General features: G+C 35.6%; 13 protein-coding genes. 4 read left to right on the forward strand and 9 right to left on the reverse strand.

Annotated elements, in window-relative coordinates; translation table 11 throughout:
- The first annotated feature begins 92 nt into the window (after positions 1–92).
- Both AAC601_RS17695 and AAC601_RS17700 read left to right on the forward strand, forming a co-directional pair.
- Positions 93–599 carry a hypothetical protein gene (locus AAC601_RS17695; RefSeq protein ID WP_340153992.1) on the forward strand — a complete coding sequence of 169 codons (507 nt, stop codon included), beginning with the start codon at positions 93–95 and terminating at the stop codon, positions 597–599.
- Positions 600–902: 303 nt separating this feature from the next.
- Positions 903–4109 (forward strand): ATP-binding protein, encoded by a 3207-nt coding sequence (locus tag AAC601_RS17700; RefSeq protein ID WP_303270215.1) that lies wholly within the window; start codon positions 903–905, stop codon positions 4107–4109.
- Between the two features lie 9 nt (positions 4110–4118).
- Here AAC601_RS17700 and AAC601_RS17705 read toward each other — a convergent pair whose 3' ends face one another.
- From AAC601_RS17705 to AAC601_RS17735, 7 genes are all read right to left on the reverse strand, one after another.
- Positions 4119–4562, reverse strand: a complete 444-nt coding sequence (locus AAC601_RS17705) for an Rrf2 family transcriptional regulator (RefSeq protein ID WP_303270216.1) — start codon at positions 4560–4562, stop codon at positions 4119–4121.
- A 63-nt stretch (positions 4563–4625) separates the two neighbouring features.
- On the reverse strand, positions 4626–5114 hold the full coding sequence (locus AAC601_RS17710) for a cytochrome c (protein ID WP_340153993.1): 489 nt from the start codon (positions 5112–5114) through the stop codon (positions 4626–4628).
- Between the two features lie 69 nt (positions 5115–5183).
- The gene (locus AAC601_RS17715) at positions 5184–5651 is read right to left on the reverse strand and encodes a hypothetical protein (protein WP_340153994.1); all 468 of its coding nucleotides are present in this window, start codon (positions 5649–5651) and stop codon (positions 5184–5186) included.
- 5 nt (positions 5652–5656) lie between these two features.
- Entirely contained in the window at positions 5657–6487 is an 831-nt protein-coding gene (locus tag AAC601_RS17720; protein WP_303270218.1) for a DUF5777 family beta-barrel protein, read from the reverse strand.
- 4 nt (positions 6488–6491) lie between these two features.
- Entirely contained in the window at positions 6492–7295 is an 804-nt protein-coding gene (locus AAC601_RS17725) for a hypothetical protein (RefSeq protein ID WP_303270219.1), read from the reverse strand.
- Positions 7296–7657: 362 nt separating this feature from the next.
- The gene (locus AAC601_RS17730) at positions 7658–7867 is read right to left on the reverse strand and encodes a DUF2892 domain-containing protein (RefSeq protein ID WP_340154010.1); all 210 of its coding nucleotides are present in this window, start codon (positions 7865–7867) and stop codon (positions 7658–7660) included.
- A gap of 124 nt (positions 7868–7991) precedes the next feature.
- On the reverse strand, positions 7992–9482 hold the full coding sequence (locus tag AAC601_RS17735; RefSeq protein WP_340153995.1) for an XRE family transcriptional regulator: 1491 nt from the start codon (positions 9480–9482) through the stop codon (positions 7992–7994).
- A 208-nt stretch (positions 9483–9690) separates the two neighbouring features.
- On the opposite strand from AAC601_RS17735, the gene aceB reads away from it, so the two are divergent.
- A complete protein-coding gene (gene aceB / locus AAC601_RS17740; RefSeq protein WP_340153996.1) occupies positions 9691–11283 on the forward strand; it encodes a malate synthase A in 1593 nt (530 codons plus the stop codon).
- A 34-nt stretch (positions 11284–11317) separates the two neighbouring features.
- A complete protein-coding gene (gene aceA / locus AAC601_RS17745) occupies positions 11318–12592 on the forward strand; it encodes an isocitrate lyase (protein ID WP_303270222.1) in 1275 nt (424 codons plus the stop codon).
- Between the two features lie 79 nt (positions 12593–12671).
- Here aceA and AAC601_RS17750 read toward each other — a convergent pair whose 3' ends face one another.
- Positions 12672–14015: an OprD family outer membrane porin gene (locus AAC601_RS17750; protein WP_340153997.1), complete on the reverse strand. Its 1344-nt coding sequence runs from the start codon at positions 14013–14015 to the stop codon at positions 12672–12674.
- The gene (locus AAC601_RS17755) at positions 14016–15050 is read right to left on the reverse strand and encodes a c-type cytochrome (protein ID WP_303270224.1); all 1035 of its coding nucleotides are present in this window, start codon (positions 15048–15050) and stop codon (positions 14016–14018) included.
- Between the last annotated feature and the right edge of the window lie 34 nt (positions 15051–15084).

The raw sequence follows: 15084 nt of genomic DNA on the forward strand, positions 1-15084 counted from the left end.
AATGAAAAGGATTTTAACTAAAAAGAAATCTCTTTCACCTCTTTGCATGTCTATTTGTGAAAGTCATTAATTAAGTTATTTATCATTTTAAAATGACAAGTTCAACTCCCAAAAGTAATCAATTGCTAGAATCTGCTATTGATTGTAATGAGGACAAAATAATCATAGAAGGTTTTATGAATAGATATTCGGTTAACAGAGAAGAAGCCGAAGAAATTTTACATGAAACCAAGAAATGGTTATGGCTGGCATCAGAGAACATCAAAGAGAAGAACGGGTTTCGACTGTTTATTGATAACTCTTTAATGATAATTGACGAGATGTGGCATAATTTCATTTTGCATACTCGATTTTACCAAAAATTCTGTCAAGAGAAACTGAATTTATTTGTGCATCATGATCCTACACCAGCTTCTGAGAAAATAATTGGTTTTGACAGCGATGAAGAAAAACAGAGCTTTCAGCAGCAACAAGAGGAAAGGTTAAGTCAACAACTTTCCTATATTTATGACAAACTAGGTGCTGAAACAGTTAGTAAATGGTATGAAGAATTTCCTGAAAAATTCAGTGAGAAGAAAATTCAGGCTTTAAAAAGATAGATATTGGTAATCCAATATTTCAAAGAAACGGTAGTCAATATATAATATATTGCTACCGTTTTTTTTTTAGCTACATTTTAAAAAGTCATATAAAATCAGATTTCCATATATCATAAATACTTAATAATTTCCGATTAAATTCTATATATTTCTATTTCAGAGTAATTTCATGAAAAGAATTTGAAAGCAAGTTATTCACATAGTACTAATTCCCAAGCAAAAAAATTCTTTTCTAGATTTTTGGGTATAAGCCTTTTGATACTAAAAATATCATTTGTAAATAGCCAATCCTATTTCTCCCCCGTGATACAAAATTATTCCGCCCAGGAATATAAGGCCGGAATATCAAATTGGGATATAACACAAACTTCAGACGGCCTCTTTTACTTTGCAAATTTAAATGGGGTTTTACGTTACGATGGAAAAGAATGGAAATTCACTGAAATAGCAGGTAGCAAATTTGTCCGTGCGATTCATAGGGATTTCAATAGCAGAATTTTTGTAGGCAGTAATGATGAGTTTGGATATTTAGACACTGATAATTTCAATAATACCTATTACCAATCATTGAGTGAAAATTTTGAACTTGAAAGATTTGGTCTTGTCCTTCAAATACTGAGTAATAAAGATGATATATTCTTTATCACAAGAAACTACTTAATCAGATATAGAAATAATAATTTTAAATATTGGCCTTTAAACAGAGGTTTTGGAGGATTTATTCATCAAGAAAATCTTTATGTAAAACAAGTTGATCAAGTTTTATTAAAACTTAAGGAGGATCAGCTAAATCCAATAGCCGGATCTAATAAAACCATCCCTTCATCCATAAGAAACAATATTATTGAAGGGCCGAATAAGGATGAAAAATATATAATAGGAACTACCGAAAATAAAGGTTTCATATTTCGAAATGATTCAATTTTGGAAACTGATGATCAATATTCATTCGGTAATTCAATACTTTCTTTGAGCCGTAGTAATTCAAATGAAAATTCTTATTGGGCGTCTACTGTAAGTAAAGGCATTTTTAGTTTTAATATAGGAGATACAACATCAAATAATTTAAATGTTAATAAAGGATTACCTAGCAATATTAACTTGAATATTTACTCTGATTTTCAAAACGGAACTTGGGCTGTTCATCAAAATGGTATTACCAGGATTCAAGGAAATGATCAATTAATGTTATGGGGGGAGGATCTAGGTTTAAATACATCAATTAGTAAAATTTCAAATGTTGATCAAATTTATTTAACAACTTTCGATGGTGTTTACACTTTGATTGGCAATAACAATCTTCATTTTATAGAAAACACAGAAGATAGATTATTTAATATATTCAATACAAAAGATTATATTTTAGTAATAGGTGATAATGGCCTTTATAAAATAAAAAATGAAAACTTAATTAAAACAATCCCCATCAAAGGGGGTACAAATGTCTTTCCTACTGCTGACAATAAATACAATATCACCACATTCAGGGATGGGATAATTCAATATTCACCTGAATCTGATCATACAGAAAATTACATACCTGAAATAAGTGGGTTCTGTAATAGTATACTTAGCTTAGAATCAAAACATTGGCTAAGCTACAAATCACAAGGGGTGTACTTAATCCAAGAAAATGATGGAAATCCTAAATGGAAATTCTTCAATCAAAATCATGGTTTACCTGATGTGAATGAAATCAATATCTTAAAATCTGTTAATAACGAAATCCTTTTTACCACCTCCAAAGGATTTTACACTTTAAATAAAAGTCCAAAACCAGATTCCAGTGATTTATTCATTCCTCATTCTAAGATTACAGATGAACAACTCAATATAAGTCAAATAGATCAAGACCAACATGGAAACTATTGGTTGACTTTCATTGAGGAATCCCAAAAGCAAGTGGTTTTAAAATTAGAAAGAAAAGAAGATGGGAGCTATCAAAAAGTAGACAGGCCTTTAAAAGCTATTCCTAATCAAAATTTCTCAGCTATTTATGTAGATGAAGCCGAAGACAGTGTAGTCTGGATAGCAGGCAATGAAGGTCTATACCGATTTGATGAAAAAGTAAAGGTTAATTTGGATATCGAATTCAATACATTTATTAAAAATGTTAGCCTTAATGATTCTATACTATCTAAAGGGCTATATAAAGAATTTAGGGCTAATGATAGCATCCCAACATTGGTAATCAAGCAACCTCAAGAAGCTATACCTCGATTAGATTTTAATGACAATAATATACAATTCGAATATAGTGCCCTCTTTTATGAACAACCCGAAAGGAACCAGTTCTCCTATTATCTTCAGGGATTTGACAAAGAATGGTCTCCATGGACTGCAATGAGCAATAAGGAATACACGAACTTACCCGCTGGTAAATATACTTTTTTGGTGAAGGGTAGGAACCTATACGAAACTGAAGGCGAAATTGCTTCTTACCAATTCGTGATCCTACCTCCCTGGTATCAGACCACTTGGGCATACTTTGTTTTTAGCATGATAGTGGTGAGTGTTATTTGGCTTTTGATGTTGGGATATACCTATAGGATCAGACAGCACCGGAAAAGACTTAAGCTTATTGTTGCCGATCGTACCTTTGAAGTAATCCAACAAAAAAAGGTAATTGAAAAGCAGTTACTAAAAATGCAAAATCTTAATGAGGAAATCAGTCATCAAAGAGATGATATACTGGAAAAAAATCAAGAGCTGGAAAGTTCCCAAGAGGAAGTAATTGCCATTAACAATAAGTTACAGGAACTAAACCACGCCCTGGAAGCAAGGGTTGAAAAAAGAACAGCCAAAATCAAAGACACCATCAAAAAACTTCAGCAAACCAATAAAGACCTTGATACTTTCACTTATAAAACTTCTCATGATTTAAAAGGTCCTATCAGCAGGATTAAAGGAATTCTGGCTTTGTCAAGATTTGAAAACCCTGAAGCTAAAACAGATAGATACTTAAACCTGATTGAAAAAACCACTAAAGAGATGGATATCCTACTGGATAAATTAACTCAGGTCCACAATATTTACAATTCACAATTGGAATATAAAACTATTGATATTCCGACAATCTTTAAGGACGTAATGGAGAAAATAAGCCCATTGGTTGAACAGTCAAAATTCAAATTTCAATTTGACTTAAAAAATGAAAACGAGCTGAAGACGGATGAAAAAATGCTTGAATTAATTTTGCTCAATTTATTGGAGAATGCTTTGATCTATTCGGATCATAATAAACCCCAGAGAGAAATAAAGCTAAGTACAATTAGGAAAGACAAATCTTTCCTACTTTCTGTGGAGGACAATGGCGTTGGAATTCCTGAAAACCAGATGCCCAAAATATTTGAAATGTTTTACAGAGGATCAGAAAGATCAATAGGAAACGGGCTCGGACTTTATTTAGTGAAAGTGGCCGTAGAGAAAATAGACGGGAAGTTAAAATGCGAATCGGAAGAGTATAAATTCACTAGATTTACAATTAAACTCCCACTGAGAAAACCTTAAATTGAGTGATCAGTCTTTCTTCTTTGCCATCAATTTCTTCTCTTTATCAACCAATCCTTTTAACGTCTGGCTTTTGAAAATTTTAACGGTTTCATTACGCACTTTCAGGAATGCTTCCCGTATCGAACAGGTTTCTTCATCTTTACACTCTTCACAACGTTCATAGAATTTAAAAGTAACACATGGAAGGAGGGCAATAGCACCATCAAATAACCTCAGTACTTGAGCCAAATTTACGGTTTCTGGATCTTTTCGCAGATAATAGCCTCCACCTTTACCTTTCTTACTACCTAAAATTCCATCATTTTTCAGTTCTAAAAGAATGGCTTCCAAAAATTTCTGCGGTATATTTTCTTCTTCTGCAATTGTACTGATTAGTGTGGGACCCTCTCCGTATTTCCGGCCTAAGTGAACAAGAGCATTAATAGCATATTTTGACTTTTTGGAAATCATATGGGCAAATATACGCTTTGAAAGTGATTTTTAAGGGCAATTCCACAAAAAGAATAGACAAGATTATTTCAGATTTGATTCAATATAAGCCCTTAAATCTTCTACCTGCTGATGGCTCATTTTTTCCAAAGTATAATTGGGCATATATTCTTTATGGCCCAATTCGGAATAGGAGCCATTTCTGATGATTTCGTAAATAGACTTTTTACCATTCTCTGGCATATGCTTTTTTAACCATTTAAAGGTTAGAATCGAATTATCTAAAACCAAATCACTTTCTCCGTAAGCATGATGGCAATGCTGACAGCCCAACTCGTAAATTGCTTTTCCGTACTTCGTTCTTCCTTCAAATGAATAACCTTTTACCTTGCTTTCAGGTAATTCCGCAAATGAGGCTGGAGATTTAGTTAGATAATGAGATTTAATAAATGTAACGGCACTGTCTGGATTTGATTCAGCCAAAGAATTTACCTTTTGAATTTCAGCATTATTCAATTCCAAATCTTCTATTTTCATTTGAAGCGTCCATAAATAAGACATGATACTTTTCATTTCCCAAGCTTCCAATTCTCTTCCTTGGGAGCATACTGTAGCACAGAGATTAATGCTTTCTTTTAAACTTCACTTGGCTTTTTCTACCAGACTGCCGTACTTCAAAATATAATCATCGTTATACCAGGATTCTCTGTTGACAATCCCCCAGAAGGTGGAGCCTTGCAGATATGGTAAATCATTTTCCATGGCATATTCCAAGCGGGCATCCTGATCAACTACAGTTAAATCAGGATCTTCTCTTTCCACATTATGGCAGCTGGTGCAAGTATAAAACTTACTGATTGCATTAGAGGCAAATCCATTGGGCGGTTTAGTCATCCCGCTATGAATTAAATCATATCCTCTTTTGATATCAGCAGAATCTGGCTCTTCGATATAGTGCTCTGGATAATCCTGACCCAAACTATTCAGTACTTCGACAAGAAAACTGTTTCCCTTTATTTCCTGATTATTTAGGAAAGTAAAGGAAGCTACAGACATCAATAAAGTGACAAAGGCAAAAATTCTTATTTTATAGTTCCACAGATTATCCATTGCGCTTATTTCCTTGCTCCAACTTTAAAATCCCTCGTTATATTAAATCCAAAATGAATGTTTCCCTTATCGATCCTTCCAGTAGTTTCTGCTATATATAATGGAGCAATAAGCCCCAAAGAATTCGTGAAATTCAATTGAAAAATATGACCCTTAGTTTCCAATTCAATACCCAAACCTGCTGAAGATTGATACTGACTTAGCAGTTGATCAGGGAAATTATAGTAATACTCGAGATTAAAAGCTAACACTTTGGAGACTTGTATTCTAGTAGCACTTCCTAAACTGTAGATATCATTATTACTCTCCAAATCCAATACATAATTACGATGCAGGTAGGTCGGCATCAATTGAAAGCTAATAAACTCATTAAATTTTCTCGCCACTAACAATTGATGAACAAAAGTTAAGTTATTAGTAAAAGACAAATCCTCAGTTTGCGGGGTTTGGATAGTCCTGACAGCAGCATTAGTATAATAAACCAATGAAACAGGACTACCACTTTCCTTTTTCTGCTGAAGGATTCTGTATTTTAAATAAAAATCATAATGCTTTTGCAAAGAGCTTCTTCCAAATCCAACATTGATATTATCAGTTAAAGCATAATCCAAACCAATTCGAATAGTAGCATTGTCTAAACCATACAATTGCTGGATTCCTGAACTTATATCACCAAATCTGTGCGAAATAATAAATTTCATTATCCCTTTAGGAAGCACTTCAGTCGAATGACCATTTACTACTCTTGTGTCTCGGAATACCTTAATTCTGTCTTCTTGAGCTAAAAGTGTTAACACACAGAACTGTAATAATAAAACCGCAATTATCTTTTTCATAAATTTAATTATCTAAAGCTCCATCATCCACCCAGCAGGCTATTGATTGAACCTCTTCATCTGTTAGATCTGGCCTTCCGGCCGGTGGCATAGAGCCACTTTGTGTTCTATTTTTAATATTGGAAGCGTTTTCAAAAATATTTTGATCATCAGAAAAATCAGGAAATTGAGAACCATTGTGGCAACCACTAACCGAACAATTACTAGTAATAATAGGCTTAATATTATCAATGAAGCTAATACCAGACAATATATCAATCCCTGAAATCTCAGCTTCACAATTGTTTGCATCACGCGCTACGACTGTATAACTACCGTTTGACAAATCATTGAACTCAGGACTGTCCTGCACATTAGTATTATTCAAGATATATTCAATAGGCTCCACCCCTCCTTCCTGAGCAACTGTAATACTGCCAGTATTTGCACCACAATCAGAATCACTTTTTGCAACCACTGATAATTGAATTCCATCTTCATTATTAATTGTAGCTTGTATTTCATCACTCAAACAAGTAGAATTAACTATTCTAGCCTGAATGCTATAAGTTCCAGCAGCCAATCCTGTAAATACGTTGTTTTCATTAAAGTCCTGATCATTCAATCTGTATTCATATTCATCTTCTCCGTTTACAGACACGATAATTTCACCATCACTTTCACCACATGGGGTATCTTGAACGGATTCAACAACCAATTCTAAAGATTCCGTCTGACACTTTTCATCGGGTCCCGCAATTCTTTCATATTCACAACCTAAAGAGAAAACTAAAATGAATAAATAGATTTTATAAGAATTAATATTCATGTGAGGTTTTAATTATTAAGATCAAACTTAACAACGCAGTAAACAGTAGATGCAGATTTATTTACCAACAAATAGGTATAAATCAACTCTACTTGAAATCGTTTTCTTAATCTAAGAATAATATAACAAAAATAAGAATATTGTTTCGGCTAATTAATTGGAAAGCAAATGGAAGATTGAATCCAAGTATCTAAAAGAGTTCGTATATACTTTAAGAATTAATCAAGGGGTTTTCAGCACAAAAGCTTGTAGTTTGCTTGATATCAAAAGATGACGACAGAACACTTGGTAATTCTAAATAAGTAGTAGTTTAATTGGTTTAAAGCGACTCAGGAGAGTCGCTTTTTTTTTAATGCTCATATTTATTTAGTGGACTTAGGTCTTGTAGAGATGCCAAAAGGCAGATAAAGCGGGCAGAAACTAATAAAACTTGTCGCTACAAATATTACCGCTAGTACTCCCAAGATAATAGCTAATGTGCCTGAAATTACTCCAAAGTAATACAATACTCCTACTGCAATGGCTAATATAATTCTCACGGTTTTATCAGCAGACCCCATATTGGCTTTCATAACTTCCTTAGTGTAATTATTCAATAACGATTCAATTTAATCATTTGAGCAATTATAATTGTAACTATTGTTACAGAGCCAAAACAACCTCATTAAACTAAAATTCGGGCTATCAAAATCGTGATCACAGTTTTCCTATCAATAGATCAACTGCTTTTTTCATGGCATTTAACTGCTGTGATTCTTCATAAATATGGGCAGGCGCTGCTCTTTCCTGACAATCATAAAGTGGACAAGTCTCACAAGTTTCATTCACGATCCGTACAGGAATCACAGGGTCGTTATGAAATTTCACTTTACGTTTCATTTGAGGACTGATCAATAAACCAATTGAAACACTACTATTTTGCCCAATATTCTTATTACTAGGCTTAGCCAGACTAATAATCAAATATTCATTATCGGAATCTACATACTGGCTACGCTGCACCTTACATTGTACCGCATCTTGGTCCTCTCCCTCTAAATTCCGTAGCTCTTTCAATATTTCAATCGAAGCCCATCTTCTGCAGTAATGTTGGTCTAGAGCAGTTCCGTGAGGATTATGCAATCCTGACAAATGCATTTCCTTCGTAAGTTTGAATATCGTTTCATCTGAAGTGCTAAATCGCAAAAAGAATAACTCTTTAATACCGAATACTTTAGGTAAAAGGTTTGTCATTCTGTGCATTAACATTTCAGGTGTGCACTGATAGGTTTCTAAAATATTCAAAAGCAATTCTGCTTTAAACTGTGGCTCCGATAGAAATTCTTTCAGATCTTCCACGATAGCTTTTTCTGGTAATGCCAGAGCGCAGGCAAAATAAGAAGCTTTATAATTATTGAGCACCTCCTCAAATGAATTGACAGATACCCAGCTCGATGTATAAGGCCTCGGAGCTAATTTTAGAAACTGGTAGCCGAGCTCTTTCGACATTGTAAAAAGCTGTTGCGATTCCGTCAATTTCGGATTCATGAGTAACTGAGGGGCTTCATTTGGAATGGTCATAGAGCGAAGTGGTTTAAGCTCTTGCTGATTTTCTAGACCCTTTGGCAAAATCTGATAGTTATATTCTGATTTCAGAACCCCTTCGAATTGCTGATAGGTATAAGGATAGGAAATTTCACTAAAAACCTGATTACGGAAAGCTTCTACAGACTCCTCAATACCTTCAAAATAATTATCATGCATTTCCTGGAAAGAGCGCAGCATATTAAGATATAGATTCTCTACCCTAAGACCATAATTTCTACTAATTTCAATTAAGGTACTTAAGAATGCACCCAATTTAGCAGGAGCATTGCTTAGCAGATCTAATAAATGTGCTGGTTCAATACCAAAAAGCTCTAAGGGTAGCTCTTTGAATAAATTGGACTGGAACAACTCCCCTAATGGCGCAAGCTTCTTAGAAAGTTGTAGGGATACTAAATCGTCAAAGCTGACTTCTAAAGCATCAGAAAGTAAATTAATTTTTTCAATCTTAGGATATTTCTTCCCTTTCTCAATCTCATTTAGATAAGAAGCTGACAATCCTGTCAGTTTTGATAATTGGGCAAAGGACAAGCCTTTTTCCAGACGCAGTTGCCTAACTTTTAAACCAAAAATTAATTTTACATTTTCTTGAGATATAGCCATTTCTCCTTTGTTTTTTTATTAATCGATACTTCTCCTTAAAAGCGAAAAAACTATTTTCATTTTTTTTTCAATACCATAATTCCATCTGGTGCTTCCTAAGAGTATTCGCTAATATAGCGAATAAAATCCAATAGCGAATATTCGCTTGCGATTTATTATTCGCTTCTATACATTTGAAATATCAAACACTTAAAAATCTGATAATCAAATGGAAACTACATCAGCAAAAGCAAAACAAACAAAAGAAGAAAATGAAGGCTTTAATTTATTGACAGATGAAGCTATTTCATTTTTAAATAAACTCCATGAAAGGTTTAATGAAAAACGACTTGAACTACTAGGCAAAAGAGAGCAAGTGTATGATCAAATCCGACAAGGTAAAGAATTAGACTTTCCGAAAACTACTGAGGATATACGCAATGATCCTGAATGGAAAATTGCACCCTTACCAAAAGACTTACAAAACCGAAAAGTAGAAATCACCGGACCGGTGGACAGGAAAATGATCATCAACGCTTTAAATTCCGGAGCAAAGGTCTTTATGGCTGATTTCGAAGATGCAACCAGTCCAAGCTGGAAAAACATAACTGAAGGACAGCAAAATTTGTATGATGCAATACGAAAGCAGATTGATTTTACTTCTGACCAAGGCAAAAGCTACAAGTTAAAAGCAAATCCTGCGGTATTAAAAGTGAGACCTAGAGGCTGGCATTTATCAGAAAAAAACTTTTTGGTAGATGGGGAACCCATTTCAGCTTCGCTTTTTGACTTCGGTTTATATTTCTTTCATAATGCTCATGAACTGATCAGAAACGGAAGTGGACCCTACTTTTACTTGCCGAAATTAGAACACAGATTTGAAGCAAGATTATGGAATGAAGTTTTTGTATTTGCCCAAAATGAACTGGGAATACCCGTTGGTACTATCAAAGCCACTGTGTTAGTAGAAACTATTACAGCTGCTTTTCAGATGGAGGAGATTATTTATGAGCTAAGAGATCATATGGCAGGACTTAATGCTGGCAGATGGGATTACATCTTCAGCTTTATCAAGAAATTTAGAGATCGGCCAGACTACATTCTTCCTAATAGAAATGAAGTAACCATGCAAGTTCCTTTCATGAAAGCATATGCTAATCTTTTGGTAAAGACTTGCCATAAAAGAGGTGCTCATGCGATTGGTGGTATGTCTGCTTTCATCCCTACCAAAGATGAGGAGCAAAATCAGAAAATATTGGATAAAGTCAGAAATGATAAAACAGAGGAAGCTTTGGCAGGCTATGATGGAAGTTGGGTGGCACATCCAGCTCTAATACCTGCTGTTGAAGCAGTTTTCGACCAAATTATTGGAGATAAACCGCATCAAAAGCATAATAAAAGAGAAGAGTTTACTACCACTCCTTCCGCCTTAACCAGCCCCAATGTGATGTATGGAGAGGTTACTGAAAAAGGAGTTCGTATGAACATCAATGTGGCGCTTTTATACATTGAATCTTGGCTTCAAGGAATCGGGGCTGCTGCTATCTATAATTTGATGGAAGATGCCGCTACAGCGGAAATTAGCAGAGCACAGTTATGGCAATGGTATCATCACCAAATATCCTTTAAAAATGGTAAGATCTTTAACCGAGCATTGTTTTGCATGCTCTTAGAGGAAGAAACCGAAAAAGTGAAGGAAATGCTCGGTCAAAAACGGGTTGAAACAGGAAAAATAGCAATAGCGAGAGACATCCTAAAAAAACTGGTGAAAAGCGAAGAATTTGAGGATTTCCTAACGCTTAAAGCTTACCCTTATTTATAAAATCAATTTTAAAACTACTATAAATCATAACGAGATGACTAATCAAGAAAAAGTAAATCAATTAATATCCGATTGGACCACTAACCCAAGATGGAAGGATGTAGAACGAACTTACACGGCTGAAGAAGTGGTAAAACTTGCAGGGACTGTAAAAATCGATCACAGTTTAGCCAGATTAGGCGCTGAAAGATTGTGGGACTTATTAAAGAAAGAAGATTTCGTAGCAGGATTGGGCGCCTTAACTGGTAATCAAGCAGTGCAGGAAGTTCAAGCCGGTTTAAAAGCGATTTACTTAAGCGGATGGCAAGTAGCGGCTGATGCGAACTTGGCCGGACAGATGTATCCTGACCAAAGTTTATATCCAGCCGACAGTGTTCCGAATGTGGTAAAACGAATTAATAATGCTTTGCTGAGGGCAGATCAAATTCAATCCGTAAGTGGCGATGGTGATATTCACTGGATGGCTCCAATTGTAGCTGATGCGGAAGCTGGATTTGGTGGCAACTTGAATGCCTTCGAACTTATGAAAGGGATGATAGAAGCTGGTGCTGCTGGTGTGCATTTCGAAGATCAACTATCCTCAGCCAAAAAATGTGGCCACCTAGGCGGAAAAGTATTAGTCCCTACACAAGAAGCTATCAATAAGTTAATATCTGCAAGACTAGCAACAGATGTGATGGGAGTTCCTACCCTGATCATTGCCAGAACTGATGCAGATGCTGCTAATTTATTGACGTCAGATGTTGATGAAAGAGATCGTAAATTTCTTGATGGAACAAGATCTTCCGAAGGATTCTTTGGCGTAAAAAACGGCTTGGAACAAGCGATTAACCGTGGTCTTGCTTATGCTCCATATGCTGATCTAGTGTGGTGTGAAACTTCTCATCCTGACTTAGGAGAGGCTAGGGAATTTGCTCAGGCCATCAAGGAAAAATATCCAAACAAAATGCTGGCTTACAATTGCTCTCCATCTTTCAATTGGGCAGCAAAGCTGACTGAAAATGAGATGTTAGAATACCGAGAAAAACTAGCTGAAATGGGATACAAATTCCAGTTCATAACGCTAGCTGGCTTCCATGCATTGAATACTGCTATGTTCGAATTAGCAACTGCTTATAAAAACAAAGGCATGGCTGGGTATTCTGAATTGCAACAAAGAGAATTTGCTCTACAGAAGCAAGGTTTTAAAGCGGTTAAACACCAGGCATTTGTAGGAACAGGTTATTTTGACGCAGTGCAAAATGCAGTCATGCAAGGTAAATCTTCTACCACAGCTTTAAAAGGCTCAACTGAAGAAGCCCAATTTTAAATAAAATACCGTTTCCGTAGTTTACACCGAGAGGTGTTTCATGTTTCAAAAGGCTTCCGCAAGGAAGTCTTTTGTATTTTTAAAAATTGTAATTCACAATCGCATTGATCAAGAACAGATTTACTTTGTTGAGAATGAATACAGGATTATCAGGAAAATCTCCTGTTCCATGTTTATATGTGAGGAGCAACTCAGGCTTAAAGCCTTTCCACTTTACATTTTCATAAAACAAATCCAGATTGACATGCATATAATTGGGAATGGCATATTTGTTTAATACTGGTTCGCTCACCGATGGTCTCCATTGATGACCAAAGCTGAAAATTGATTTTACGTTTTGATTAGAAAAATTGAAATTCTGATGGTAATACATCACAACTGCATGATTATTTCCAAACCCTTCACTTCTTTCTCTCTTCTGAAAACTGAATAAAAACTCCCTGCCCCACTCCCGAGGAAATAAAAATCTGCCTTGAGCCGTAATGTGATCATATCCTAAACTGATTTTTCCATTTGGTAGAGAATGAGATAGCTGAGCGCCAAAAATTTGAGCCGTTTCATTTTGCACATATTGGAAAGCAGGATCTGGATTTCCGCCCTCTCCTATCCTATTTTGTAGCAACCATTCTACCGAAAATGCTAAGCCGGAGTTTTTAAAATTGTAGGTGGGTTTTACATACAAAACATTGAAAATATTATCCACATAATAATCCCACAGCTCAACTTTAAAATCACCAGTAATTTGATAATCAAGATTAGTTAATGCCACATAATCTGATGTTGTATTTTCTCTGTATTCGCTTCCTTGACCATTGATATCTCTCCCTACAGGATAAATCCCCAATGTTTGACCAATATTTTCAAATCCATTGTAACTTCTTGGAGCAATTCTGTTGATTGCACCTAATTGAAACCTTAGCTTCTCTTTCTTTTCGTATTTATAAAATGCCCCCTCAAAAAGTGTTGGAATCATTCTACCATCCTGACCATTCATAAAAGGCGAAAAGAAAGTCTGCCGACCCATCTTAAGCTGATGATTTTCATTCTTATATTGCACATACAATTCACCGGGATAAGCTATGAATCTTTGAGATAAATCCTGGACATTAAAGTTTCCTGCTACATATCGGCTACTCCTCCCAGTTGTTGGGTCAGTGGTTTGGACATTTCCAACCCCAGTATTCCAGCTACTGTATACTGCTCCTCCAACTTGCCAATGCTTATTGAAATCATAGGTATATTTAAATTTTAAGCCCGTGGCTACCGCATACCAATCCTGCAATTCTCCTTCATTGAAAGAATGCATATAGTAATTTCGCCAATGACCGCTTATATTCCCTCTTTTGCTTTCAGTCTCATCTTCTTGAGCTAAAACTAGAAAAGTGGATAAAAAGTAGGACAAAAATATAGAAGTAAACTTCATTTATTTAGTTTTCTTGATTTGATAGACACTATCATAATATTGAATAATAGGCTGAAAAGGACCAAATTGATGTTGTTCAGCTGGGAATGGATCATCCCAAGGACCGTAAGCAGTGGATACTGGCTTCAATTTTAGATCCGGAAAATCCTCTTCTGTTTTAGGTTTCTTGGGTCTACTGAAGCTATTAATGTAAGCAGCAACATGATAGGCTTGCTCATCTGTCAGTTTCGGGTTTTCTTTTGTTGCAATTAAATGCGGCATATTAGCTTTAATAAATTGCGCAGCCGTTAACACTCTATGCATACCAGCTCCGTGATTAAAAGAATCATCACCCCATAATGGCGGATACTGATAACCTTTTCTTTCATCGGCTAATTTAGTCCCTTGTCCATTCTCACCATGGCAAACTTGACATTCATTAATGTAAACCTGTTTTCCAAAAATAGTATCTGCTTTGACGGCAGGTATTTTTATGCTTACAAATCCTTTATACCAATCCACTGTATCTTCAGGAACACCCACACTCAACCATTCCATATAAGCAACCAAAGCTTCCATTTGCTCTGAATCGTCCGGTAAAGACTTCCCGTCCATACTGCGCTCCATACACCCATTAATCCTTTCCTCAATACTGCCAATTTTATTTTCCCTACCTCTGAACTGCGGAAAACGATTAGTTACTCCCACCCATGAACCAGCACCTGGCTTAGTTCCTGCCTCCAGATGGCAGTTCTGACAAGTCAGATTATTTCCAGCATATAGTCTTTTATCTTTATCAATGACCTGAGGCCCCATCCACTTAGGGGATTCGGTTGCCAATAGATATCCAAATTTAACTTTCTTGCCTTTTTTTCCATCAGGCAAATCAGTCTCAATATTCGGTATGCTCCATTCCTTTTGCTCATTTGATAAAGTGGATCCCAACCAGTTAGGAACATCGTCCAAGACTAACACCCCTAAAAAAAGAAGAAAAACGATAGCCACTATACCGGTCAGTGCCGCGGTGGTAATCCTCAATAATCTTAAAAAGTCCATTTTTTTGTATTAGGTATCAAAATATGGGTGCAAA

It is taken from the genome of uncultured Marivirga sp. (assembly GCF_963974845.1).
Taxonomy (GTDB): Bacteria; Bacteroidota; Bacteroidia; order Cytophagales; family Cyclobacteriaceae; genus Marivirga; species Marivirga harenae.

What these genes read in the sequence shown, in the direction of transcription:
- AAC601_RS17710 (WP_340153993.1), bottom strand. Translation starts at nt 5,114, where the DNA reads ATGAAAAGTATCATGTCTTATTTATGGACGCTTCAAATGAAAATAGAA.
- AAC601_RS17715 (WP_340153994.1), bottom strand. Translation starts at nt 5,651, where the DNA reads ATGGATAATCTGTGGAACTATAAAATAAGAATTTTTGCCTTTGTCACT.
- aceA (WP_303270222.1), top strand. Translation starts at nt 11,318, where the DNA reads ATGACTAATCAAGAAAAAGTAAATCAATTAATATCCGATTGGACCACT.
- AAC601_RS17695 (WP_340153992.1), top strand. Translation starts at nt 93, where the DNA reads ATGACAAGTTCAACTCCCAAAAGTAATCAATTGCTAGAATCTGCTATT.
- AAC601_RS17750 (WP_340153997.1), bottom strand. Translation starts at nt 14,015, where the DNA reads ATGAAGTTTACTTCTATATTTTTGTCCTACTTTTTATCCACTTTTCTA.
- AAC601_RS17735 (WP_340153995.1), bottom strand. Translation starts at nt 9,482, where the DNA reads ATGGCTATATCTCAAGAAAATGTAAAATTAATTTTTGGTTTAAAAGTT.
- AAC601_RS17755 (WP_303270224.1), bottom strand. Translation starts at nt 15,050, where the DNA reads ATGGACTTTTTAAGATTATTGAGGATTACCACCGCGGCACTGACCGGT.
- AAC601_RS17720 (WP_303270218.1), bottom strand. Translation starts at nt 6,487, where the DNA reads ATGAAAAAGATAATTGCGGTTTTATTATTACAGTTCTGTGTGTTAACA.
- AAC601_RS17705 (WP_303270216.1), bottom strand. Translation starts at nt 4,562, where the DNA reads ATGATTTCCAAAAAGTCAAAATATGCTATTAATGCTCTTGTTCACTTA.
- aceB (WP_340153996.1), top strand. Translation starts at nt 9,691, where the DNA reads ATGGAAACTACATCAGCAAAAGCAAAACAAACAAAAGAAGAAAATGAA.
- AAC601_RS17730 (WP_340154010.1), bottom strand. Translation starts at nt 7,867, where the DNA reads ATGAAAGCCAATATGGGGTCTGCTGATAAAACCGTGAGAATTATATTA.
- AAC601_RS17725 (WP_303270219.1), bottom strand. Translation starts at nt 7,295, where the DNA reads ATGAATATTAATTCTTATAAAATCTATTTATTCATTTTAGTTTTCTCT.